This is a genomic window from Streptomyces uncialis (assembly GCF_001905345.1).
In the GTDB taxonomy this organism is placed as follows: domain Bacteria; phylum Actinomycetota; class Actinomycetes; order Streptomycetales; family Streptomycetaceae; genus Streptomyces; species Streptomyces uncialis.
Genome location: NZ_LFBV01000001.1, coordinates 422,254 through 444,981, shown reverse-complemented (window position 1 = coordinate 444,981; position 22,728 = coordinate 422,254). Strand labels below are relative to the sequence as shown.

Sequence of the window (22,728 nt, the reverse complement as noted above, 5' to 3'; positions counted from 1 at the left end):
GGACAACGTGAACAACGTGAACAAGGTCGACGACTCGGAGAACGCCGAGGTGCGGGCGGCGGACGGCGACGACCGTGAGCTGATCGTCCGGCTCGCGTTCGGGAGCATGGCCGCGCAGACGATGCGCGCGGCGGAGCGGTTGAGGGTCGTCGAGCTGATCGGTGACCGCCGGCGTCCGGCCGCCGACGTGGCCGCCGAAGCCGGGGCCGAACCCCAGCCCATGGCCCGGCTGCTCCGCGCCCTGGCAAGCCTCGGCCTGCTGAGGGAACACGCCTCCGGCTCCTACTCGGTGACCCCCGCGGGCGCGCTCCTCGACCCCAACCGCCCCGACTCGCTCTCCTCGTTCGTCCGGATGTTCACCGAACCGACGATGACCCGCGCCTGGGAGCACCTGGACGACAGTGTCCGCACCGGCCGGACCTCGTTCGACACCGTCTTCGGCACCGACTTCTTCAGCCATGTCGCCCGGCACCCCGAGGTTTCCGCGGACTTCAACGCGGCGATGGGCCAGGCCTCCCGGGACACCGCCGCCGCGCTGCCGCACGCGTACGACTTCGGCCGGTTCACCCGGGTCACGGATGTCGGCGGGGGCGACGGCACCCTGCTGGCCGCCGTGCTCGCCGCGCATCCGGGCCTCACCGGAGTGGTCCTCGACACGGCGGAGGGCCTGGCGGAGGCACCGGGGACGCTGGAGCGGCAGGGACTCACCGAACGCTGTGCGCTGACCACCGGGGACTTCTTCCGCGCGGTCCCCGCGGGCTCGGACGTCTATCTGATGAAGAGCGTCCTGCACGACTGGGCGGACGACCAGGTGGTCACCATCCTGAGCCACTGCCGCGCGGTGCTGCCGCCGGGCGGTGTCGTCCTGATCGTGGACCCGGTGCTCCCCGAAACGCCCGGCACCCCGACCGGAACCGGCACCGGCAGCGGCACCCCCACCGGCGGCGAGGCCGACCCCGAGGTCAATCTCAGCGCGGGCGGGGTCACCTATCTGACCGACCTCAACATGCTGGTGAACGTGGGCGGACGGGAGCGCACGCGGCGGGACTTCGAGGACGTGTGCCGCCGCGCGGGCCTGACCCTCACCTCGATCACCCCGCTCACCGGCGCCGCACCGTTCTCCCTCATCGAGGCCGTGGCCGGACCCGTACCCGCCCCCGGCCCCGTACCCACGTCCGACACCGGGACCGGCTGACCGGCTGACCGGACACCACGCGGGGCCGCGCCCGGCCCCGCGGCCACGGCCCAGAACCTGACCGCCCCGCGTCAGCCCCGGAGCAGCTTCAGCACCTCCGGCCAACTCGACGCACGTGCCCCCGCGTTGGCGGCCGATGTACCGCCCATCCGGTAGGACTCGCCCGTCACCGGGTGGGTGAACCTGGTGCCGGCCGCGGTGTACGGGAACGTGCCGACGCCGTGCCCCGCGTGGGGGTGGATCAGCGCCCGGTGCGGGTCGCCCGAGGCGCCGCGCTGCTCGCCGATCCGCTCGGCCGAGGGCGCCGACGGCCACATCCCGTCGTCGCCGCCCGCGACGGCCAGCACCGTGCCGCGCACCCGGTGCAGCGGAATGTTTCCCTCCTTCACCGGCTTGCCGCCCTTCGTCCAGGCGGGGCCGCCGTCGGGGAAGCCGGGTACCACGCGATGGCTCGGGGCGTAGACGACGACGTCGTGGACCAGGTCCGGGTAGTGGTGGGCGAGGAGTTGGGCTGCCTCGCTGCCGCGTGAGTAGCCGATGACGGCGGGCCGCTGCGATCCGGTGGCGTACTCGCGCTTCAGCAGCCGGGCCGCGGTGACGAAGTACTCCAGCTCGATGCGTTCCAGGGTGGCGGGGCGGCCGGTACAGCCGAAGTAGCACAGGTCGAGCACGGGGTGCCCCCGGGAGGCGAGCAGCGCGGCGGCGTGCTTGTCGCCGTGGCCGCCGCTCGATCCGCCGAAGAGGAGCACCGGCGAGCGGCGCTCGGGCCCGGCGGGCGGCAGGTACAGGGCGCCCTCCACCCCGTCCTTGGCCACGGTCAGCGGCCGGTGGGTGACGCCCTTGTCCATCCAGGTGCGGGTCAGTGTGCGGGCCGCGAGCTGCTCGCCGCCCGCGTCCACCGCCAGGCGCACCTCGTAGTCGGAGCCGAGCTCCGGCCACAACGGCGCGAACCACGACTCGTCGGCCGATCCCTGGTCCGGCTTCATCGACCAGAACAGCCCCATGCCGTCGGCCTGTCGGTACGTCCCCGATCGCGGCCGGGCACGCTTCAGGTCCACCGACCCCGACGCGTCCGCGGCGAACGTGGCCCGCCCGGTCCAGGGCTGACCCCGGTGGTCCGCGGCCTTCGAGGTGACCGTCACCTCCTGGCCCGCGTCCAGACCGGTGACCCGGACGCGCAACGGCTCGTCGGCCAGGGCCACCGGCTTGTCGACCCGTATCCGCACCTCGTCATCGGCCGTGGCACCCCCGGCACACCCGACGCCGAGCAGCAACGCCAGCACGTTCGCGCCGACAGCCGTCCGCAATCCCTTGTTCCGCATCCCCGGCCCCCGCCTCGTACGCCGTCCTGTGGTCACCTGGTCCTGTGGTCACCCGCTCCGGAAAACCCTACGAGGGCATGGGCCCGGGCCGGACCCGGCGCGGCGAGGGGGCGGCATGCCGCCAGGCTCGGGGACGGGGCGGAACGGGGCAGCGCGGGATGCCCCGTACGGCCCCGGATTCCGGTGTTGCGGTTGTCGCTACGGGGACCACCACGTGCCGTGGCCCCTTGTCCTCTGACACCGAACCTGGATCGTCTGTCACCGAAGTTGGACCGATGAGGAACCCGGGTGTGAACAGTCGCGATGGGAACGATCGGTCAGGGCACGCACCGATCGCGGGCTTCGCTCAGTTCTTGCGTGCGGTTACCAGAGCGAAGGAGAGGTACTCGCCGCCGTCCGCGGTGAGCATGTCGATGACAGGCTGGTTCGTACTCCGACCGTCGGGGTGGTACTCAGCGCCTGCCCGGGCCCAGAGCAGCCAGTCCTGCCAGGCGGACGGCTGAAGACGCGCGGATGTGACCGTGACCAGTTCGGTGATCTCCCATTGGAAGCGCCACCACTCCGCCGTGTGCCAGGCGATCGCTTCCCAGCCGACCAGTTTCTTGATGTGGGGCGGGATCGCGCCGAGCTCACGGATCTCCCGTGTCATGGCGGGGGTCGCCATGCCCAGCTGGCCGCCAGGCCGGAGAAACCGCAGCAGGTAGGGCAGGTAGCTGTCCGCCGTCCCGAAGTACTCGAAGGCGTCCACGCTGACGATCGCGTCGAAGCTCTGCTCCTCGAACGGCAGGGTGTGCGCCTCTGCCCGCACAGCCTCCACCCGGTCCCCGACACCCGCCTCCGCGAAGACGGCCGCCGCCTGTTCGGGGTCGATCCACAGGTCGGCGGCGACGACCTCGACTCCGTACTCACGTGCCAGGAACACCGACGTGGCGCCCTTGCCGGAGCCGAGGTCGAGAACCCGCATACCTGGGTGCAGGTCAAGGTGGTGAGCAAGGTCCTCCAGCAGCCACAGAGGATTCGGCCCCATGTCGAGGCCGAGCAGCCACGCGGGGTCATGGCGAGAGGAGAGCGGATAGCGGTCCGGGCGGACGAGATCGTTCAAGGCGGTCACGAGCACGGACCCAAGCCGAACATGCGCCCGGCCGCAATCCATTTTCCCTGCGCCCCGCCCATGGGCCGAGGATCAAGGGGAGGAGCGTCATGGCCGTCCCACTCCAGTGACAGACGATCCAGACTCGGCGTCAGGGGACACCCCTCTCCGGCCGGGGGTCGTGGCAGGCCAAGGGGCGTCCAAAAGCTGTCACGCGCAGGCGACTTCACTCCCGTACGAGCCGTCGGCCCCGCAGCCACCTCACCCCGGACGGACCCGCATGTGACGCCGCCCCAACCGCTCGCCGGCTACAACTCGGGCAGCCTGTCGAGGACCGTGGGTGACCGTCGCTCCTCCAGCCAGTAGAGATAGATCCGCAGATCGGTGGCCAGCCCCTCGGCCAGATACGCCGCGAAGCGCCGGACCGCCGCGGCCACGCCCTGGCCCTCCCGGACGTCCCACTCCTCCCACTCCTCCCGCCGGTCCGCCAGGTACGTGGTGACACGGGCCCGGTCCCGCCACCACTCCCGGACCGTGCCGGTCGTCCAACGGTCGTCGCCGTCGTAGCCGTACCCGCGAAACGGGTCGGCGTCGGCGGCTTCGGCCAACCGGGCCGTCGCCGCCGCCGACCGGGGCTGGCGGTACACGTACTCCGACAGGTGCGCGCCCCCGTAGAGCACGTGATCGGGTGCCGATAACCGCCCTGTCCAGCAGTTGTCGGTATCGGCACCGTAGAAGGGACCGGGCACGTTCAGCCACAGCCGGTCCTCCCACTTGCACCCGAAGACATCTCGGTGCTCTTCGATGGCGGGCAGGGGATCGAAGTAGCGGGTCATCCCCCAAAGCTAGACATCACCCCACCCGCCCCGCCGGGATACGCACGGACCGAGGTCCGGCTCAGGACACGACGTAGCGGGCGCCGCCGCTCCCGTGCGACGGCCGCTGGATGTACGACGGCGGGTGCGACGGCTCACTCTCGCGTCCGCGTCACCCATGGAACTCGATCGCCTCGCTGATCAGCGCCCGTGCCGCCTGGCCGTGGACGGCCATCCCCGTGAGACGGGAGAACGCCTTCGCGTACACCGCGATCTCACCGGGCGCGGTGACGTTCACCCCGGCCGTCAGCAGCTCGACGCTCACCTGGCGGTCGTCGAACATGTAGAACGCCTCCAGCGGCCACACCCGCCGCTCCGCGCCGGCCGGGACAATACCGAGGCTCACCTGGGGCAGCGCCATGACCGCCAGCAGATAGCCGAGCTGACCGGCCATGGTCGCCGGGTCGCCCACCCGGTGGCGCAGCACGGCCTCCTCGATGAGCAGCACGAACCGGTGGCGGCCGTCGTGCAGGACCTCGGAGCGTTCCACCCGGGAGGCGGCGGCGTCCGGCGCGTCGTCGGGGGTGCCCTGGAAGTCCGCGATGGCCGACAGCAGGGCGGTGGCGTACGCCTCGGTCTGGAGCATTCCGGGGACGACGTTCGAGCAGTACACGCGGAACAGCCGGGTCCGCTCGTAGAGGGGGACGACCTCGTCCTGGGCCCCGCGCATCCCGTGCCGGTGGAGCTTCTTCCAGTGGACGTACAGCCGGTCGGCCCGGCGGTTGGCCGCGACGAGATCCCTGACCTGGTCGTGCGCCCCGCAGGCCGCGCACCACGCGCGGATGTCCGCGTCCGACGGCGCCGTCCTCGCCCGCTCGATCCGGGAGGACTTGGCCGGGCTCCAGCCGCATCGCACGGCCAGCTCGTGCCCGGTGATCTCCGCCTCCACCCGCAGCTCACGCAACCGCCCCGCGATCACTTCACGGGCGGCCTGGGCGTGGGACGAGGGGGAGGCGGGCATACGACGGCTCTTCCGGATCGAACGGCGTCAGACCATGTAGGCGCGGGATCGGATCTCGTACATCCCGTGCGGACGCCACGGTCCCACAACTCGCCCCACTGGTAGGCCCGTTCGGCCTTCGCCGGTCCCTGACGAGCCCAGCCATCCCGCGGGCCGCTCTCCCGCCTCGACGACCGTCCCCGTCACCCAGGACGCCAGGTCCGGCGACCACTCCCGGGCGGTGCGGTGCCGGACGGACGGCAGGGCCGGTGACCCCGAGGTCACCGGCCCTGCCGTCACCGCCGGTCCCCGCCGCGACGGCACGACGCCTCAGCGGGCCGACTGCGTCAGCGGCTCAGCGGGCGGACCCGTACGGACCCGTCCCGGCCGGGCGTCGCTCAGAAGGCCCCGCAGGTCAGGGATTGTGCCGTGGTGACGGCCTTGTCCGGGGTGTCGTTGACGTCGATGATGTCGACGTCGATGACGCTGCGCCACTTCACCGTCGTCGACCCCTTGCAGACCTTGCGGGCGTTGGCCCGGTGCGTGCTGGGGGCGCTCCTCAGCTTCTTGCTCGGCTTGACCGTCTTGTTGCCGGTCGCGACCGTCTTCCACTTCTTGGCCTTGGCGTCGTACGCCTGGAGCTGGACGGTGACCTTGGCCTTCTCGCCCGGCCCGCTCTTCTTGTACCACCAGCCGTGCCCCGACGCGGTGGCGGGAGGGGTGCTGGACTCGTGGACGTAGTCCCCGTTGGAGTAGAACACGCCGGCCGAGGGCTTCTTCTTCCCCGCGCGGGGCGACGGGCCCGAGTCGTCGGGCTCCTCGCCGGGTCCGCCCTCCAGCGGGCCCCCTTCGACCCCGCCCTCGACCTCGCCGGGCTCCTCGTCCGGCACGGCCGGGTCGGTCGGGTCCGGCTCGGTCGGCTCCGCGGTCTCCGTGCCCGGGACGGCCGTCGCGGCGGTGGTCGCGAGCGGCTCCACGGTGTCCAGGGGGGACGCGGTGGAGGCGGCCAGGGCTATCGCGGACGACGCCGTGACGGCGACGATGAATGTGCGCATGGTGCTGAATCGTTCCCTTGAGAATCCCGGCCCGGAACGGTCAATTCCGGACCGATGGTGCGGTGGCAGACACCGGCGGGACATCACCCCGCGCGTTCCGGAGGTCAACCCGTTCCGCACGGCGACGCGTCCGGCCGGTGACGTCGTCACCGACGGTCCGGAAGGTTCCCCCTCGTCACCCGTCCACCCCCGCTGGAACCGCCCTGGGGCGGTGGCCCGGATGGTTCCGGACGCTGTTCACATGGAGGTGTCGTGTCTGCCTGCGCCACATCATGCATCATCAGAATTACGGAAGTTGACCACTTTGTGAGTGATAAATGGGACCGAATGCCGCTTTCTGATCAATGCCCGTTGTGACGCTTCACGCACCCCCCTGATGGAACCGGAGCACGCCCGTCCGCCCGGATGACACCACCATCGCCATACATCGACCCTCACACCCCTTTCGCCCCTGACATGCGCTTCGGGGACGGGGACTTCCCCCGGTGAGCCGGGTCAGGGGTGGCCGATGAGCCAGACGACCGTCACCTCCACCTTGTCCTCGAAGACGCGGTACCCGATCGGCACTCCGGCGGATTCGAGGGCACGCACCCGCAGGGCATCGCGCCCGCGCCCACTCCTGACTCATCCCACGGCCGGCGGGCGTGAGGCGAGCGGGCCCGGCATCGCCTCATGAACGGCGCGGCGGCGGGCCGGGGTGAGCTGGGCCATGCCGCGCTTGGCGTCCTCCTCCAGGAACACTTTGCAGGTCACGACGGGTCTCCTCCGTCCCGGCGTTCGAAGGTGACGGGGTCGTGGTCGGTCCTGACCTCGTCGACGGTGTACGTCCTGGCCGTGCCGTCCCGCGAAGCCCGTTCGGCCTCCCGCACGGCGGGGTGGACCAGCGAGAACCAGACCACCCGGTGTTCCACCAGGACCCGGCGAATGCCGGCCAGAGGTTCCTCCCCCGCGGCGGCGAACGGGGTGGACTCCAGTTCCTCCACAAAGCTCCGCAGCGCGTCGGGCCAGGGGGCGAGGGCGGATCTCATCTCCGCGATCGTCTGCGGGCCCTCGTCCCACTCGACCACGTGGGGCGAACGGGTCACGTGCGTACGGCTGTTGTCCTGCTCGCTCATACAGTCGGTCTCCTCGGCATGGGGTGCTTGGCCGTGCGGCCACGAGAAGGTAGGGCCGAGCAGGGCCGCACATGGGGTGAGTGGTGTCGCGCTCACCCGGACGGGTGGCGGCCGGGCTGCCGGGTGCGGAGCTCGGCCGACGACGTCGTTACCGGGCTCGGACCCCGGCCCTGGACCCCGGCGGGGAACCGGGGTCCGTTCAGGGGGCGGTCCGGGGTGTCCCGGACGTGGATCGGGGGCGGTTCGCGTGAGACTCGGGTGTCCGGCCGACGTACGAAAGGTGCCGCGCATGGCTGTCCCCTCGGGCCCCGCCCGACGCAACGTCGTTCTCGGGGCCCTCGCCCTGACCCTCGCCACCGGCGGCACGGCCCGTGCCCTGACCGCCGATTCCACCGGGCACGTCCCCCGGGCCGGGGACGGCGCCGGCCGGATCGTCGATCTGGCACTGCCGTCCACCGCGCTCGGCCGCACCGCCAAGGTCCGGCTGCTGACCCCGGACGGGTGGCACGCCCGGCGCCCGGCCCGCCGCTGGCCGACGCTGTACCTGCTGCCCGGCGGCGACGGTGACCATCTGCCGTGGACCCAGGACTACGGAATCCAGCACCTTCCCGGGCTGCGGCACACACTCGTGGTGATGCCGGAGATGCCGCTGTTCGGCTTCTACTCCGACTGGTGGAACCACGGCGCGGGCGGCCCACCGGCCGTGGAGTCCTTCCACCTCCGGGAGGTGCTGCCGCTCATGGAACGCGAGTACGGCGCGGGACCGCGACGCGCGGTCGCGGGACAGTCGCAAGGAGGCTTCGGCGCGCTCTCCTACTCCGCGCGCCACCGGGGGCTGTTCCGGGCAGCCGCCTCCTTCAGCGGCTACGTCCACCCGCACCAGCACCCCAGAGCGGTACGCGCGGCGATGGACTACCTGGGCCTCGACCCGCTGGCCCTGTGGGGCGACCCCGAACGCCAGCGCCATGTCTGGGAGGCCCACGACCCCGCCTACCTCACCGACCGGCTGGCGGGCATCCCCGTCCACCTGTCCTGCGGCGACGGCCGCCTCGGACCGCTCGACCCGCCGGACACCCTCCCGGACGAGCACATCCCCGGCATGGAGGACCCCGACGACCCCTTCCCCGCCGACGTCCTCTCCCCCACCGAGGCCATCATGGAGGCGGAGAACCGGACCCTGGAACCCCTCCTCAGAGCGTCCGGAGCCCGGGTCACCACGCACTACCACTCCGGCACCCACGACCCGGCGTACTGGTCCCGGGAACTCCGCCGCTCCCTCCCGATGCTCCTCGCCGCCCTGCACGGCTGAACCGGGGGCACGTACGGGCACGCCCTTACGGTGCGCGGGGGCTTCGCACTCCGTACGCCGCCGATCGGCACCGCGGGCCGCCGCTGACTGCGGCGGTTCCGGGGGCGGCCGGCCGTTCCCTAGCCCGCGACCGCCGGGGCGGACCGGTTGTCCCCGTCCGTCGCGCGCTGCCCGGTGCAGCAGGCGTCGCCGTCCAGGACAGGGCTCTTGCCCATCCGATCGGCGTCGGCCTTGACGACGTAGACCTCCCACGGCTCCTGGCCGGGGCCGTGGACCCAGACCTTGTCCTGGAGGGCGTAGCAGCAGGAGGTGTCGTTCTCCTCGAAGGTGGCGAGCCCGGCGTCCTTGAGGCGGGCCGTGGCGGCGGTGACCGTCTCCGTGGAATCGACTTCGACGCCCAGATGGTCGAGGCGGGTGTCCTGGCCTTCCTCCCCCTCGATCAGGACGAGCTTGAGCGGGGGTTCGGTGATGGCGAAGTTGGCGTAGCCGGGGCGGCGCTTGGCGGGCTCGACGCCGAAGAGCTGGGTGTAGAACACGACCGACGCTTCGAGGTCGGCGACGTTGAGGGCGAGCTGGACGCGGGACATGACGTACTCCTCGAACAGTCTGTATCGAAACTTGTCGATGTCTTACAGTGCCGAGCTTGCCTCTTGAATCGAAGTTCGTCAACATAGAGGGATGTCGAATCAAGAGCTTCCGGTGCTCGGACAGGACGCCACGGTGGAGGGCTGCTGCCCCGGCCTGCTGTCGGCCCCGCTGGACGAGGACCAGGCCGTGGTACTGGCGAAGGTGTTCAAGGCGCTCGGTGATCCGGTGCGGCTGCGGCTGCTGTCGATGATCGCCTCCCGCGCCGGGGGCGAGGTCTGCGTCTGCGATCTCACCCCGGCGTTCGACCTGTCCCAGCCGACGATCTCCCACCACCTCAAACTGCTGCGCGAGGCCGGGCTGATCGCCTCCGAACGGCGGGGGACGTGGGTGTACTACCGGCTGCTGCCGGAGACGACCGACCGGCTCGCCGGCCTCCTCACCCGGCCCGCGGGCGATTCCCTGCCCGAGCCCGCCGGACTCCCCGCGTGAGCGCCCCGGCCGTCGCGGCGGGGCCGGTGGCGTCCCGGCTGTCGTTCCTCGACCGCTACCTCGCCGTGTGGATTCTCGTCGCGATGGCCGCCGGCCTCGGCCTCGGCCGACTCGTCCCGGGGCTCGGGGACGCGCTGGCGAAGGTGACGGTGACGGGGGTGTCGCTGCCGATCGCGCTCGGCCTGCTGGTGATGATGTACCCGGTGCTGGCCAAGGTCCGCTACGACCGGCTCGGCACCGTCACCCGCGACCGGCCCCTGCTCGTCTGGTCACTGGTGCTGAACTGGGTGCTCGGTCCGGCGCTGATGTTCGCGCTCGCCTGGATCCTCCTGCCCGACCTGCCGGAGTACCGCACCGGGCTGATCATCGTCGGGCTCGCCCGCTGCATCGCGATGGTCATCATCTGGAACGACCTCGCGCGCGGCCACCGGGAGGCCGCCGCCGTCCTGGTCGCGGTGAACTCCGTCTTCCAGGTGATCGCCTTCGGCCTGCTGGGCTGGTTCTACCTCGACCTGCTGCCCGGCTGGCTCGGCCTGGCGACCACCGGCCTGGACATCTCCGCCTGGGAGATCGCCCGCTCCGTCCTCGTCTTCCTCGGCATCCCCCTCGTCGCCGGGTACCTCACCCGCCGTATCGGCGAGAAGACCCGGGGCCGCGACTGGTACGAGACGGAGCTGATCCCCCGGATCGGGCCGTTCGCCCTGTACGGGCTGCTGTTCACGATCGTCGTGCTCTTCGCCCTCCAGGGTGAGGCGATCACCTCGAAGCCGGTGGACGTGGCCCGGATCGCGGTACCGCTGCTGGTCTACTTCGCCGTGATGTGGGCCGGGTCCATGGCGATCGGCCGGGCGGCGGGGCTCGGCTACGCGAAGACGACGACGCTGGCGTTCACCGCGGCGGGCAACAACTTCGAACTCGCCATCGCGGTCGCCATCGCCACCTTCGGCGCCACCAGCGGCCAAGCCCTCGCCGGAGTCGTCGGCCCCCTCATCGAAGTCCCGGTCCTCATCGGACTCGTCTACGTCGCCCTGAGGGCCCGCCGCTTCTTCCCCACCACCCCCGACCCCGCGGCCGGACCGGCCGCCGTCCCGGAAGGCCCCGCCCGTGTCTGAGCCCCGGCCGAAACCCTCGGTGCTGTTCGTGTGCGTCCACAACGCGGGCCGCTCGCAGATGGCCGCCGCGTTCCTCACCCACCTCGCCGACGGCCGGGTGGAGGTCCGCTCCGCCGGGTCCGCACCCGCCGCCACCGTGAACCCCGCCGCCGTGCGCGCCATGGCGGAAGTCGGGATCGACATGTCCGCCGGGACACCGAAGGCCCTGGCCACCGAAGCCGTCCGGGCGTCCGATGTGGTGATCACCATGGGCTGCGGCGACACCTGCCCTGTCTTCCCCGGCAAGACCTACCTCGACTGGAAGCTCGACGACCCGGCCGGACAGGGCGTCGAAGCGGTACGTCCCATCCGCGACGAGATCGAACAGCGCGTCAGGGGCTTGCTCGCCGAACTCCTGCCCGAGCCCGCCTGACCTCCACCCGGCCCCGCCGACGCGACTGGCCTCACCAACGGTCCCGGCCGCCGAGTCCCTACGGTGCCGTCCCCCGCGCCAACGCCGCCAGACCCGCGAACGCCTCCGGAGACACCATCAGCACAGGTCCGGCCGGGACCTTACTGTCCCGAACGGGAACCACGTCCGCCAGCTGGACGAATCCGGGCGCCCACTCGACGCACTGGCCGCCGTCCCCTCCGCTGTGGCTGGACTTGATCCAAGACGAGTCCGACACGATCTGCGCCATCGTTGCCTCCTTGGCTGTACACCACGACGAAAGGTTGGGCGCTCAAGAGCTGCCGCAGTAGCTGTCCTCTACCCATCAGTGCCGACGCGGTACGCCGGACGTTCGCAGGCGGCAAGCAGGACGCGGAACGAGTTCCCGCATCCTGCGGTGGCCGACGCGAGGCCCCCGGTCAGGTGCCTCGCGGCCCATGCTCCGACCGGCACCGTGGGCTGCCCTGGCGGCTCCGCCTGTTCCCAGGGCGCCCGACCGTGCCCCACAACGCGCCGGGGTCGTGCCCCGAACCACCCTCCGGCCACGCTTGGCAGCCCCCGTCACAGCCACGACGATAGAGGCCCGATCCCGACGTGGGAGTGAGGAAGCGATGTCCTGCTCCAGCGCCCAGGCCGCCCGCGAGTCGATCGCCGCGCGGCTCAAGGAACTGCGTCTCGACGCCGGTCTCACGATGCAGGCGCTTGCCGACCGGTGCGGATGGAGCAAGGCGAAATCCTCACGGATCGAGGCCGCGAGGACAGCCCCCAGCGACGCCGACATCCGTGCCTGGTGTGCCGCGTGCGGCAGCGGCGACCAGGCGGCGGACCTCATCGCGTCGTCCCGCACCGCCGATTCGATGTACGTCGAATGGCGACGCGTGCAGCGCACCGGACTGCGCAGGCTCCAGCACGCGAACCTCCCGCTCTACCAGCGCACCGAACTCTTCCGCGTCTACTCCTCCCGCGTCGTGCCCGGCCTGCTCCAGACCGAGGACTACGCCCACGCGCTGCTGTCACTGATCGCGGGCTTCCGCCACCTCCCGGACGACGCCCGTGCCGCCGCGATCGCCCGCGTCGAGCGGTCGCACCTCATCCGCGACGGACACCACCGCGTCGTCCTGCTGATCGAGGAAGACGTACTGACCCACCGCATCGGCAGCGACACCGTCATGGCCGGGCAGCTCGCCCATCTGCTCACGGTCATGTCGTACCCGGCCGTCTCGCTCGGTGTCATCCCCCGGGCCGCGCGACGGGAGCTGTGGGGGCCCGAGACGTTCACGATGTTCGACGACAAGAGGGTTCACGTCGAACTCCTCACCGCCAAGGTCACCGTGACGGCCCCGACCGAGGTCCAGCTCTACCGAAGCGCGTTCACGCGCCTGTCCGGTATGGCGGTCCACGGCCCCCGCGCACGCGCGCTGATCAGCGGAGCGATCCACTCCCTGAGGTGATCCGCCCGCGAGCTACGGTGCCCACACGCGTGAGCCCTACGACGCGGTGTCCCGAGCCAACGCCACCAGCCCCGCGAACGCCTCCGGCGACACCATCAGCACAGGTCCGGCCGGGACCTTACTGTCCCGAACGGGAACCACGTCCCCTGATCGGACGAATTCGGGTGCCCACTCGAAGCACTCGCCCCCGTCGCCCCCGCTGTGACTGGACTTGACCCACGAGTCCGTCGGTATGGCCTGACTCACGTCTGAACTCCTCAGCTTTTTCGGCAATCCAACGAGCTGAGCCAGCGGGCGAGAGGGCGTTGGCCCGCAGGCGATCGAACTGTTGCACGGCGATGCCAACAGTCTCACAGTCGTCGAACCGACGGCCTCCGCGAGGCCCGTCGATGTGCAGAACCGAGGGGTCCTTCGCGAAGTCCAGCAGAGCAAAGGGAAGGTAGTAGGGGGGCGCCCCCTCGGAGAAGGGCAGCACCTGGATCGTGACCCTCAGGGACTGAGCCACGTGGGACAAGTGCTCCAGTTGGCGGGCCATGACCCCGGGTCCGCCCACCACCGTGCGAAGACACGTCTCGCTCAGGACCACCCAGAGCTCCGGCGGCATGGCACCCAGCAGTATTTCCTGTCGCCGCAGTCGTGCTGCGACTCTGGATTTGATCACCTCATCGGAAAGCCGCGGGATGCTGGCACGGTAGACCGCCAGCGCGTAGTCCTCCGTCTGAAGCAGACCTGTGATGAAGGCGAGCGAGTGGTTCTGAATGCGAACCGCTCGCTGCTCCAGTTCGACGTACGGGCGGAACCACGGCGGATGATCGCCTTCAAGGACGCGCTGCAATTGATGCTCGAACAGCGGAGTGGTCCCCAACGCCCGGTCAGCGCCAATGGCGAACTTCAAGCTGGGGATCTGCTTCGCGGCCTCCACCTTGCTGACGTAGCTCTCGGAGTACCCGGTTGCACTTCCGAGGCCCTTCATGGTCATTCCGCGGGCCCGGCGCACCTGGCGCACGTCAACCCCGAATGCCTCGACCGGACTCAAGTGTGACCGTTCAGGCATGTCACTCATACCTCTGACCTCGCACTTTGCGGACCGCACAACAAAAGGCAGGAGTGGGCGGCTTGAGCCGACCCACCTCAAGTAGTGCCACTCTAGGCCATGTTGTGTTCATCTGGTCACGCACAGATACGAACGACAGCGGAAGGTACGGCCTTGCGTGACCACATCCCTCCCGATCCGTATGTGTTCGCCTGGCCGCCGTGCCGGTGCCCCTTGCCGGACTGCCCGGACCGGGAAGGGGCCGATCTCCAGCGCGAACGGGAGGAGGCCGCCCGTACCGCCCGGTCGCGGCTCGAAGCCCGTATCCGGCTGGAGAACGACCGGCGGCGTCGGCTCGGGACGTACTGGCGGCTGCTGTGACGGGACGACCGCCCCTCCACCCACCACCCCCACCGGAAGGAACCCCGTACATGAACGACCGTGTCGGCTGGAACGAACTGCCCCTCAGCCTGCGCACGTTGATCGAGATGGCCGCCGGTCAGGTGATCCGGGCCGACTCCGTCGCGGACGGGCTGAACTGTTCGCTCGCCGCGCGGGTCGACACCGTCGGGGGCGGGCGGCTGTTCCTCAAAGGGGTACGGGACGACGACCTGGCACAAGTAGCCGCGCTCGCCTGCGAGGACTCGCTGAACGAGCACGTCACCGGAGTCAGCCCGCCCGTGCTGTACCGGTTCCGGGCGGAGGGCTGGTACTGCCTCGCGTTCGGCTTCGTGGACGGGAGGTACGCCGACCTGGGGACCGGGTCGAAGGACCTCGGCGCGGTGGCCGCAGCGCTTCGGGGGCTGCCCGCCGTGCCCGTGCCCGGACTCCCCGTACCGGACCTCGCGGAGCGGTTCGCCGGTCATCTCGACCGCACGGAGTCCGCCTCGTTGAAGGGCCGTTGCCTTCTGCACACGGACCTGAATCCGCACAACATCCTGATCGACGGCCGTACCTCTGCCGCCTGGTTCCTGGACTGGGCCATGCCCGCCGTCGGACCGCCCTGGGTGGACCCCGCGTACGTCGCCGTCCGGCTCATGGAGTGCGGGCAGCCCGCCGGGGACGCGCTCGCCTGGCTGTCCGGCTTCACGAGCTGGCGGGACGCCGACCCTCTCGCCGTCAAGGCGTTCGTGGACGGGACCTGCCGGGCGTGGACCGCCCGCATCGGTGAACGGGACGCCACGCCCAGCAACGAGCGCTACCAAGCGCTGCTCAGCGGTATCTAGCCGCACCACGAGTGCGGGCCGACCCGGCCCGTGCCCGACGACAGATCACCCCGACGGACCGTTGCAGCGTTCCGCCGGGGCTGGCCGAACCAGCTTCAGAGGAGCTGATCCGACGTATGCGTGACTCTATCCTCCATGCCCTTCTGCGGGCGCTGGACCTTCTCCCGTGGACCCGGCGCAGGAAGCCGGGACGGCACTCCGCCGCGCACCTCGACCATGACCCCGTTCACCCCGTCCCGGACGAGGTCCCTTGCAGCGCGTGGGCCAAGCCCTGGCCGGGGATCAGCTCCCATCAGGCCCGTGCGGTGTTCCTCGCGGACGCGGAGCTCGATCTCACCCCTGACCAGCGGGAACGCCGGTGGGCCGCCGCCTTCGCGGAGCTCGGGGTCGACTATCCGTACGCGTACCCCGGCGACCACTTCTCGGCCGTCGGATGAGCGGGCGGACCCTGTGGTTCCCGGAGAGCGCGCCGGACGTCCTCGAAGCGGATTGTTCCGGCTGCGGGCGGAGGACCATGGCGGCCGTCGCCGTCGGGTGCGGGGGCCCCTCGCGGGGTGGCGCCGGGTTGCGGTACGTGTGCCCGGAGTGCACGACTGACGCGGTGCCGCTTGCCGTACCGGAGGAGTTCCCAGCGGGTCGCCTTCGCTTGCGCTTCTGAGGTCTGTTCGGGTGGGCGTGCTTGTTCCCGTTCGGGTCGGACGGGGGTGCGCAGTTCCTCGCGCCCCTGGGTTACCTGTGTTGGGCGTACTTGTTCCTGTTCGGGTCGGACGGGGGTGCGCAGTTCCCCGCGCCCCTGGGTTACCTGTGCTGGGCCTACCTGTTCCTGTGCGGTACTTCGGGGGTGCGCAGTTCCCCGCGCCCCTGGGGTTCCACGCCTGGGCGTACCTGTTCCTGTGCGGTACTCCGGGGGTGCGCAGTTCCCCGCGCCCCTGGGGTTCCACACCTGGACGTACCTGTTCCTGTGCCGTCACTCGTGGGTGCGCAGTTCCCCGCGCCCCTGGGGGTCCTGTGCTGGGCGTACTTGTTCCCGTTCGGGTCGGACGGGGGTGCGCAGTTCCCCGCGCCCCTGGGTTACCTGTGCTGGGCGTACCTGTTCCCGTCCGGTACTTCGGGGGTGCGCAGTTCCTCGCGGCCCTGGGGGTCCACGCCTGGACGTACCTGTTTCTGTGCGGTACTTCGGGGGGGCTCGTCAGGTGACGGTGCGGCGGTAGATCTGGCGGGGGCCGCCTTCCGGTCCCGGATCGGCGGGCTCGGCAGGGGCGAAGCCCAGGCGCTCGTAGAAGACACGCGCGCCGCTGGCGACAGCACCGGGGTGATCCGCCCCGAAGGTGACCACCTCGATGCTGCCCGGCCCCCGCACCCACCTGCGCGTCGCGTCCGACATCAGCGCCCGACCGACGCCCTTCCCCCGTGCCTGCTCCGAGATGACAAGCCAGTGGACGTGGTGGGTCGACGCCTCCGCACCGAACAGCAGCCCGCCGAGGAGTTCCGGCCCCGACGAAACCGCGACGAGCGCCCTGGACCGACGTATGTGCTCGCGCACAGCGTCATGGAAACCCACCTCCTCGACCATCGGACCGAACCAGTGCTCCACCTGGGCCGCCAGGCCGAGGAAGCCCGGGAAGTCCTCATCTCCCGCAAGTCTGACGATCATCCGGGCAGTCTGGCATGACCAAGCGCAACGACGCCTGGTGCGGCATCAGGAGGACTGCACACCCTCGACGTTGGCGACCATCCTGCGCAGCACCTTGAGCGCGGCCACGTACTCCTCGTCGCTGATGCCCTCGTGGACCACGCCGCGCAGCTCGGTCGCCAGCTCGCGCAACCGCGCCCTCGCGGCCTCCCCCGCGTCGGTGAGCTGGAGGCGCTGCCCGGCATCGGTCCTGAGCCAGCCGCGGTGGATCAACTGGTCTATGACACGCGCGATCTCGTGCGGTCCGTCCGCGAGGGGCGTCAGCTGGGTGACGACCTCCTCACGGCTCGGCGCGACGGGACCACCGTTGACCCGGTTGAGCACCCAGTACTGCGGCTGCGTGACGTCGATCCTGGCCATGGCGTCCCGCAGCTTCCGGGTAACGGCCTTATGGGCGAGGCCACTCCAGTACCCGATGGGCTGCGTGGCCAGCATGTCGTCGGTGGCGGCCGGATCAGCCGGCGCCTGGTCGGTGGCGTTCTCGGTCAGCGGTCTCATGCTCGCGACGCTATATCCCCCACCAGACCACCCGTCCGACGGTCCCAACCCCGTCCCCGCGCCGTTGAACCCCCCTCCCCGTGCACTCGCCCGGCTACGGAAGGGGGTGGGCGGGAATCCGGGGGTTGAGGAACATCGGAACGAAAACCGGCGCTAAGCCTCGATCGGCCCTGGTGGGCGGCTGACGGGGCGTCGGTCGCGGGGCCGGTCTGAAGTCTTCCCCCAGATAACGCCCTATTATCTGCGGCACCGGGATGTGTCACCTGCGGCGACGTCCCCGGGCCGCTGCGCGAAGCGGCCCTGTTATCTGTGGCAAGGGGGAAGCGGTGCCCGCCGTCGTACAACTGCCCGTCGGGAAGGCGCTCACGGTCCGCGCTGCGGCCGACGTCTTCCTGGACTCGCTCGGCAACCCGAACACGGTCCGGAGCTACGGGGCCGGGGTGGGCAAGACCGCCGAGCGGATCGGCGAGGGCCGGCCGCTGGCGTCGGTCGCGGACGACGAGATCGGCGAGGCCCTGGAGGTGCTGTGGGGCCGGTCCGCGGTGAACACCTGGAACGCGCGCCGGGCATCGGTCCTGTCCTGGCTGGGCTGGTGCGGCGAGCGTGGGTACGACGGCCCGGCGGTCCCGGCCTGGGCGAAGCGGATGCCCCCGCCCGACTCGCAGACCCCGGCCCGGTCGAAGATGGTGGTCGACCGGCTGATCGCGCGCCGGGAGGTGCACCTGCGGGAGAAGACGCTGTGGCGGATGCTCTACGAGACCGCTGCCCGCGCCGAGGAGATTCTGGGCGTCAACATCGAGGAGCTGGATCTCGCCGGGCGCCGGGCCCCGGTGAAGGCCAAGGGCTCCGCCGTCCGCCGCCGGGGCGGCCGGGGCCGCGAGGACTTCGTGCTGGAGACGGTCTACTGGGACGCCGGCACCGCGCGGCTCCTGCCCCGGCTGATCAAGGGCCGCACCCGCGGGCCGGTGTTCGTCACCCACCGCCGCCCCGGACCCGGCAAGATGCTCTCAGCCCGGGACGTCTGCCCAGACACCGGCCTAGCCCGCCTCTCCTACGGCCAGGCCCGCGCTCTGCTCGACCAGCACACCGCGCACGCCGGGCCGGGCACCGGCTGGGACCTGCACGAGTACCGCCACTCCGGCTTGACCCACCTCGGCGAGCAGGGTGCGTCGGCGCTGATGCTGATGGCCAAGTCCCGGCACAAGAAGGTCGAGAACGTCCGCCGGTACTTCAAACCCTCGGCGGCCGCCATCGCGGACGTCACCGCTCTGCTCGCGCCCGGGGACGCCCGCCGCTGACCCGCGCGCGGAGCGGTGCGCGCTGGTGTGCGCTCCAGCGCGCTCCCCGGCAGGGCTGTTCGTCCTGGTGGCGGGGCTGGTGAACTGGTTCACGGCCAGGCCCTGCGGTGCACCGCCCTTCACGCCGACACCGGCTACCCGGTGACGGGCCACGGGCTGGCCGGAGCAGCGTGAACGTCGTGCGGTTGCCCCCTGACCCCCTGGACCTGCGGGACGTGCGTCGCCGTGTCGATGCGGTGCTGCAGGAGTTCCTCGACCACCAGGCTCTCCCCGGTCGTCCAGGCCCGCGCGTCCAGGAAAAGTCCAGCAGCGGCCCGGAGGGGCGGGCGTCCAGCCGGTGCGCCGCGGTCGACGGACTGCCCGGCACCGGCCCCTGGGTCACTCGGCCGGTGCGCGGGCCGAAGGGCCCGGTCGCTCAGGTTCTGCCGGGTTTGCCCGTCGAGACCAGCAGGAGGACGGACGAGCCCGGTGCCACCGGTTCTGCGCCGCCCCGGGGGGCACTGCTGATCACCTGCCCGGCGGGAGCGTTCCAGTCCGTGTGCCGCATGATCGTGCAGCTCAGTCCGAGTCCGCGCAGCAGGCTTCCGGCCTGTTCGACCGGCATGCCGGCCAGGTCCGGCAGCGCGATGCCCGCTCCCGCGGTCCGCTCCTGCTCCTGTGTCGGAGTCGCATCGGCGCTTCCGCTCTTGGGGGTGCCGGTGGCGAGCGGGGTGCACGCCCCGTTCGCCGGTGGGGACAGGGACGGGGAGGCGCCGGGCGCGGGCGGCACGGGCTTCAGCGCGAAGAACCCCACCGTGGCGCACGCCAGCACGCAGCACGCCGCAGCGGTGCCGAGGAGCGCCCGGCGGGTGCGGCTGCGGCTGACGGATCGCTCGATCGCGGCCGCGTCGACGACCGGCGCCGCCGGCCCGTCGGCGAAGGAGGCCACCGCGGCACGCAGCTCGGCTTCGAGGCCCGGCTCGAACGGGGCCGGTCCGGACGACGTGTTCCTCACTTCGTACCTCCGAAAGCGGCCGACGGCGTGTGCGGCGCCTGGGCGCCCGATACGGAATCGCGCAGCTTGGCCAGGCCGCGGGCGAGCTGGGACCTCACCGCACTCGAAGAGATGTCCAGGACGTCGGCGACCTGCCGGGCGTCCAGATCGTGCAGGTAGTACAGGACCACCACGCTGCGCATGCCCATCGGCAGCCCGAGCAGTGCCTCGATCAGTTCCGCGCGCAGATCCACCTGCCCGAACCGGTCCCGGGGGTCGGCCGTCTCGGGCACCCCCGACAGCCCGGGGCGCTCGCCCCGGCGCGACAGCCGCCGCCAGCGGTCGTTGGCCAGGTTGACCAGCACTTTGCGCACGTACGCCTCCGGCGAGTCCGCCACCGCGACCTTCCGCCACTGTCGGCACGCCCGCTCCAGCGTCTCCTGCACCAGATCCTCGGCCACGTGCACGTCACCGGTCAGCGCATACGCGGTGCGGAACAACGCTCCCGACCGCTGTGCGACGAACTCCGTGAATCCGATGCCCGGACCGCTCCTGCGAAACCTCACCCGCCGACCTCCTCTCCTCGTCCCGTCCCGATCACTGCCCCCATGACGGCGGAACGGGGCCGGGTGCTGCACCGAGCCGCCGGCAGTGACGTGAATCACAGCCGGGACGGAAGGGTGTCCCAGGAGGCGGGTGGAGCGTCTGCCCCTGCGGCGAGGACCACGGTCAGGGCCGTCTCGACGCCGGGGTCCCCTCCGTCATGCGCGACGACGCCGACCTCGTGCGCACCGTACGGGCCGGCAGCGACCGCTGACGCCCCGCCCGGCCGGGCGTACGGTGGAGGCCCCGGTGTCCTAGCTCAGACACCAGCCGCAAAGTAGCGATCCGTCCTGGGGGTCAGCTGCCGACGGGCGCCGCTGCTGGGTTGAGGGTCTTGTGCACGACGCCGACGGACACCTTGACGGCGACGGCGATCTCGCGGATTGACTGGCCTTGGGCGCGGCGGGCGAGGATTACGCGCCGCTTGTCGTCGTCCGCGACGGGGCGTCGGCCGCCGCGCCCGCGAGCGTGGGCGGGGGTCGGGCGTTCGGTAGACGGCCGATAGATGAACGCGGGGGCATGTCCTGCCTGTGGATCTCCGCGCTCCGAGACCCGCCCAGTCTGGGCAGGGCGGAAGCCGACGTAGCGGCTTTGTACCGCGGGTCAGAGGGGCCGTTTCCGTGCGGGACTCGGGTCAACTTGCGGCAGAAGCGGTGCCGGAACAGTCACAAGGAGCCTGATCCTGTCCGGGAATGCGCGTGTTTCTGTCATATGTGGGAGAGGTATTGCCGGAGCGTGAAGGCAGCGCGACAGTGACATGCACACCTCTTTCAGTGATTCCCGGAGGCGGCCGAAGAACCGTTGGGTGCCGGGATGCGGGAGTGTGCCGAGGCCATGACCCCAACCTGACCGTGCACTGCTGAACCCGTCCCATCCGCATGTTCACCGCCGATACGCACCGCACCAGGGTCACGTTCTTTCCCGGGCCCGCCGTGCGGCAGTGACCGGCAGAACGGAGTTCTCCGTGGCTTCCATTTCACCAGTCCGCCGCCGCTCTTGGCGGACCCGCCTGGCCGCCCTGTTAGGCGGCCTTGTGCTCGTCCCGGCAAGCCTGCTCGCCGTGGCGGGTCCGGCGCACGCCGACGCCGGCCTGCAACTGTCCGAGTCGGCCGACCCGGTCCCCGCCGACACCAGCTACACGTACACCGTCAACCTTCCCAATATCGGCGACTCGTTCGCCAGCCAGTTCGACATCGTTGCCGACCTGAGCGGGGCGGCGGCGACCTTCACCGGCTGGTCCATAGCCAGCGACGCCGTCGACACCTGCACCCTGACCGGGACGCATGCCGCATGCACCGTCATCCCCGGCAACCTCACCGCTCAGGACGGCGTGATCACCCTGACCGTGCTGCCCACCGCGGCGGGCACCGTCAACGTCACCTCCACCGCCACCGTCCCCGACTTCGGGGGGCTCCAGTGGGGTACCGACAGCATCAGCACCACGATCGAATCCGCCGGTCCCGCCTGCACCATCACCGGCACCGCGGGCAACGACACCCTGACCGGCACCAACGGTGACGACGTCATCTGCGGTCTCGGCGGCAACGACACGATCAACGGCGGCAACGGCTCCGACACCCTCTACGGCGGCCCCGGCAACGACGCTCTCGGCGGCGGCAACGGCAACGACACCCTCTACGGCCAGGCCGGTGACGACACCAGCAAGGGCGAAACCCTCCTCGGCTCCCTGCTGCACCTGTTCGACAACGGCAACGACACCATCGACGGCGGCCCCGGCAACGACGACCTCGACGGCCAGAACGGCAACGACACCCTCTACGACCACGACGGCACCGACACCATGAGCGGCAGCCTCGGCAACGACAACATCGACGTCGCGGACGGCGTAGGCGGCGACACCGCCAACGGCGGCCTCGGCACCGACACCTGCGCCACCGACACCGGCGACACCGCCACCCTCTGCTGACCCCATCCGACAGCAGCAGCCCGCAGGGGCGTCGACCGCGCAGCCGGCCGGCGCCCCCTGTCTGTGCCCTTGCTCGCCCGTAGCCGCCGCAGGAAACCCTCGCCGGCCGGTACGGGGAAGTCCTGGACGACGTGGGTCTCGCTCAGGGTGTCTGCGCAGGGGAGCGGCCGGCGGTGTCCGCCGGAGTGCGGGGCAGGGGCACCGCACTCCGGCGGACACCAGGTCGAGCCGCTTGTCCATGTCCAGGCGGATAGTTCCGTACGGGTTGACGTTCGACCAGAACAGCGCGGTCAGGCCGCGCCGGTCCTCGTCGGTGAGCTTACCCGCGACCTGCTTTGCGGCTGGTGTCTGAGCTAGGACACCGGGGCCGTGGAGGCATGGCCGGGAGGACACGCCGCTGTGCGTACATCCGCTGTTCCGAGCCGTTGCCAGTGGCGGCCCGCAGCGACAAGCGGTTCTGCTCGGCGAGGTGCAAGGCCGCCGCAAGGCGATGGCGGCGCCACTAC

At 71.1% G+C, this 22,728-nt stretch carries 25 protein-coding genes and 1 pseudogene; 11 read left to right on the top strand and 15 right to left on the bottom strand.

The window, feature by feature from the left end; all coding sequences use genetic code 11:
* Window positions 1–106: 106 nt before the first annotated feature.
* Window positions 107–1,195: a methyltransferase gene (locus AB852_RS01915; RefSeq protein ID WP_107499155.1), complete on the top strand. Its 1,089-nt coding sequence runs from the start codon at window positions 107–109 to the stop codon at window positions 1,193–1,195.
* A gap of 71 nt (window positions 1,196–1,266) precedes the next feature.
* Here the strand turns inward: AB852_RS01915 and AB852_RS01910 are convergent, their stop codons facing one another.
* The 7 genes from AB852_RS01910 to AB852_RS01880 form a co-directional block, all read right to left on the bottom strand.
* Complete coding sequence (locus tag AB852_RS01910) at window positions 1,267–2,517, bottom strand: acyl-CoA thioesterase/bile acid-CoA:amino acid N-acyltransferase family protein (RefSeq protein WP_073782922.1); 1,251 nt, start codon at window positions 2,515–2,517, stop codon at window positions 1,267–1,269.
* A gap of 346 nt (window positions 2,518–2,863) precedes the next feature.
* The gene (locus AB852_RS01905) at window positions 2,864–3,628 is read right to left on the bottom strand and encodes an SAM-dependent methyltransferase (protein ID WP_245876573.1); all 765 of its coding nucleotides are present in this window, start codon (window positions 3,626–3,628) and stop codon (window positions 2,864–2,866) included.
* Between the two features lie 287 nt (window positions 3,629–3,915).
* Window positions 3,916–4,443, bottom strand: a complete 528-nt coding sequence (locus AB852_RS38320; RefSeq protein WP_073782918.1) for a ferredoxin — start codon at window positions 4,441–4,443, stop codon at window positions 3,916–3,918.
* 151 nt (window positions 4,444–4,594) lie between these two features.
* Window positions 4,595–5,443 carry a helix-turn-helix domain-containing protein gene (locus tag AB852_RS01895; RefSeq protein ID WP_073782916.1) on the bottom strand — a complete coding sequence of 283 codons (849 nt, stop codon included), beginning with the start codon at window positions 5,441–5,443 and terminating at the stop codon, window positions 4,595–4,597.
* 377 nt (window positions 5,444–5,820) lie between these two features.
* A complete protein-coding gene (locus tag AB852_RS01890; RefSeq protein ID WP_073782914.1) occupies window positions 5,821–6,477 on the bottom strand; it encodes a hypothetical protein in 657 nt (218 codons plus the stop codon).
* A 624-nt stretch (window positions 6,478–7,101) separates the two neighbouring features.
* The gene (locus tag AB852_RS41270; protein ID WP_266509755.1) at window positions 7,102–7,230 is read right to left on the bottom strand and encodes a hypothetical protein; all 129 of its coding nucleotides are present in this window, start codon (window positions 7,228–7,230) and stop codon (window positions 7,102–7,104) included.
* The gene (locus AB852_RS01880; protein ID WP_073782912.1) at window positions 7,227–7,592 is read right to left on the bottom strand and encodes a hypothetical protein; all 366 of its coding nucleotides are present in this window, start codon (window positions 7,590–7,592) and stop codon (window positions 7,227–7,229) included. Before AB852_RS01880 ends, AB852_RS41270 begins: the two co-directional genes overlap by 4 nt.
* A gap of 289 nt (window positions 7,593–7,881) precedes the next feature.
* Between AB852_RS01880 and AB852_RS01875 the strand changes: the two genes are divergently transcribed.
* Entirely contained in the window at window positions 7,882–8,901 is a 1,020-nt protein-coding gene (locus AB852_RS01875; RefSeq protein WP_073782910.1) for an alpha/beta hydrolase, read from the top strand.
* Window positions 8,902–9,020: 119 nt separating this feature from the next.
* On the opposite strand, the gene AB852_RS01870 is transcribed toward AB852_RS01875, so the two are convergent.
* A complete protein-coding gene (locus AB852_RS01870) occupies window positions 9,021–9,488 on the bottom strand; it encodes an ArsI/CadI family heavy metal resistance metalloenzyme (RefSeq protein ID WP_073782908.1) in 468 nt (155 codons plus the stop codon).
* A gap of 91 nt (window positions 9,489–9,579) precedes the next feature.
* Between AB852_RS01870 and AB852_RS01865 the strand changes: the two genes are divergently transcribed.
* From AB852_RS01865 to AB852_RS01855, 3 genes are read left to right on the top strand one after another with little or no spacing between them, the layout of a single operon-like run.
* Entirely contained in the window at window positions 9,580–9,978 is a 399-nt protein-coding gene (locus AB852_RS01865; RefSeq protein ID WP_073782906.1) for an ArsR/SmtB family transcription factor, read from the top strand.
* On the top strand, window positions 9,975–11,090 hold the full coding sequence (gene arsB / locus AB852_RS01860; protein WP_073782905.1) for an ACR3 family arsenite efflux transporter: 1,116 nt from the start codon (window positions 9,975–9,977) through the stop codon (window positions 11,088–11,090). The genes AB852_RS01865 and arsB overlap by 4 nt, the downstream gene beginning before the upstream one ends.
* Window positions 11,083–11,502, top strand: coding sequence for an arsenate reductase ArsC (locus AB852_RS01855; RefSeq protein WP_073782904.1), 420 nt, complete (start codon window positions 11,083–11,085; stop codon window positions 11,500–11,502). The genes arsB and AB852_RS01855 overlap by 8 nt, the downstream gene beginning before the upstream one ends.
* A 58-nt stretch (window positions 11,503–11,560) precedes the next feature.
* Here AB852_RS01855 and AB852_RS01850 read toward each other — a convergent pair whose 3' ends face one another.
* A complete protein-coding gene (locus AB852_RS01850; RefSeq protein WP_073782903.1) occupies window positions 11,561–11,770 on the bottom strand; it encodes a DUF397 domain-containing protein in 210 nt (69 codons plus the stop codon).
* Window positions 11,771–12,131: 361 nt separating this feature from the next.
* Between AB852_RS01850 and AB852_RS01845 the strand changes: the two genes are divergently transcribed.
* Window positions 12,132–12,971 (top strand): helix-turn-helix domain-containing protein, encoded by an 840-nt coding sequence (locus tag AB852_RS01845; protein ID WP_073782902.1) that lies wholly within the window; start codon window positions 12,132–12,134, stop codon window positions 12,969–12,971.
* A gap of 36 nt (window positions 12,972–13,007) precedes the next feature.
* On the opposite strand, the gene AB852_RS41465 is transcribed toward AB852_RS01845, so the two are convergent.
* Window positions 13,008–13,217 carry a DUF397 domain-containing protein gene (locus tag AB852_RS41465; RefSeq protein ID WP_245876572.1) on the bottom strand — a complete coding sequence of 70 codons (210 nt, stop codon included), beginning with the start codon at window positions 13,215–13,217 and terminating at the stop codon, window positions 13,008–13,010.
* Between the two features lie 31 nt (window positions 13,218–13,248).
* Window positions 13,249–14,025: pseudogene (locus AB852_RS01835) on the bottom strand (helix-turn-helix domain-containing protein); the annotation flags it as partial.
* A 153-nt stretch (window positions 14,026–14,178) separates the two neighbouring features.
* Between AB852_RS01835 and AB852_RS01830 the strand changes: the two are divergent.
* The 3 genes from AB852_RS01830 (at window position 14,179) to AB852_RS01820 (ending at window position 15,667) form a co-directional block, all read left to right on the top strand.
* The gene (locus AB852_RS01830) at window positions 14,179–14,385 is read left to right on the top strand and encodes a hypothetical protein (protein WP_073782898.1); all 207 of its coding nucleotides are present in this window, start codon (window positions 14,179–14,181) and stop codon (window positions 14,383–14,385) included.
* Window positions 14,386–14,435: 50 nt separating this feature from the next.
* Complete coding sequence (locus AB852_RS01825; protein ID WP_073782896.1) at window positions 14,436–15,230, top strand: phosphotransferase; 795 nt, start codon at window positions 14,436–14,438, stop codon at window positions 15,228–15,230.
* A 116-nt stretch (window positions 15,231–15,346) separates the two neighbouring features.
* The gene (locus AB852_RS01820; protein ID WP_073782894.1) at window positions 15,347–15,667 is read left to right on the top strand and encodes a hypothetical protein; all 321 of its coding nucleotides are present in this window, start codon (window positions 15,347–15,349) and stop codon (window positions 15,665–15,667) included.
* Between the two features lie 752 nt (window positions 15,668–16,419).
* On the opposite strand, the gene AB852_RS01815 is transcribed toward AB852_RS01820, so the two are convergent.
* Together AB852_RS01815 and AB852_RS01810 are read right to left on the bottom strand one after the other, a co-directional pair.
* Window positions 16,420–16,884 carry a GNAT family N-acetyltransferase gene (locus tag AB852_RS01815; protein ID WP_073782892.1) on the bottom strand — a complete coding sequence of 155 codons (465 nt, stop codon included), beginning with the start codon at window positions 16,882–16,884 and terminating at the stop codon, window positions 16,420–16,422.
* 45 nt (window positions 16,885–16,929) lie between these two features.
* The gene (locus AB852_RS01810; protein WP_073782890.1) at window positions 16,930–17,421 is read right to left on the bottom strand and encodes a MarR family winged helix-turn-helix transcriptional regulator; all 492 of its coding nucleotides are present in this window, start codon (window positions 17,419–17,421) and stop codon (window positions 16,930–16,932) included.
* 326 nt (window positions 17,422–17,747) lie between these two features.
* On the opposite strand from AB852_RS01810, the gene AB852_RS01805 reads away from it, so the two are divergent.
* Window positions 17,748–18,719, top strand: a complete 972-nt coding sequence (locus AB852_RS01805; protein ID WP_073782888.1) for a tyrosine-type recombinase/integrase — start codon at window positions 17,748–17,750, stop codon at window positions 18,717–18,719.
* 415 nt (window positions 18,720–19,134) lie between these two features.
* Here the strand turns inward: AB852_RS01805 and AB852_RS01800 are convergent, their stop codons facing one another.
* Window positions 19,135–19,713, bottom strand: coding sequence for a PASTA domain-containing protein (locus tag AB852_RS01800; RefSeq protein ID WP_073782886.1), 579 nt, complete (start codon window positions 19,711–19,713; stop codon window positions 19,135–19,137).
* Entirely contained in the window at window positions 19,710–20,231 is a 522-nt protein-coding gene (locus AB852_RS01795) for a SigE family RNA polymerase sigma factor (RefSeq protein ID WP_073785247.1), read from the bottom strand. The genes AB852_RS01800 and AB852_RS01795 overlap by 4 nt, the downstream gene beginning before the upstream one ends.
* Window positions 20,232–21,328: 1,097 nt before the next feature.
* Between AB852_RS01795 and AB852_RS41260 the strand changes: the two genes are divergently transcribed.
* Window positions 21,329–22,222 (top strand): calcium-binding protein, encoded by an 894-nt coding sequence (locus AB852_RS41260; RefSeq protein ID WP_073782884.1) that lies wholly within the window; start codon window positions 21,329–21,331, stop codon window positions 22,220–22,222.
* Window positions 22,223–22,728 lie beyond the last annotated feature (506 nt).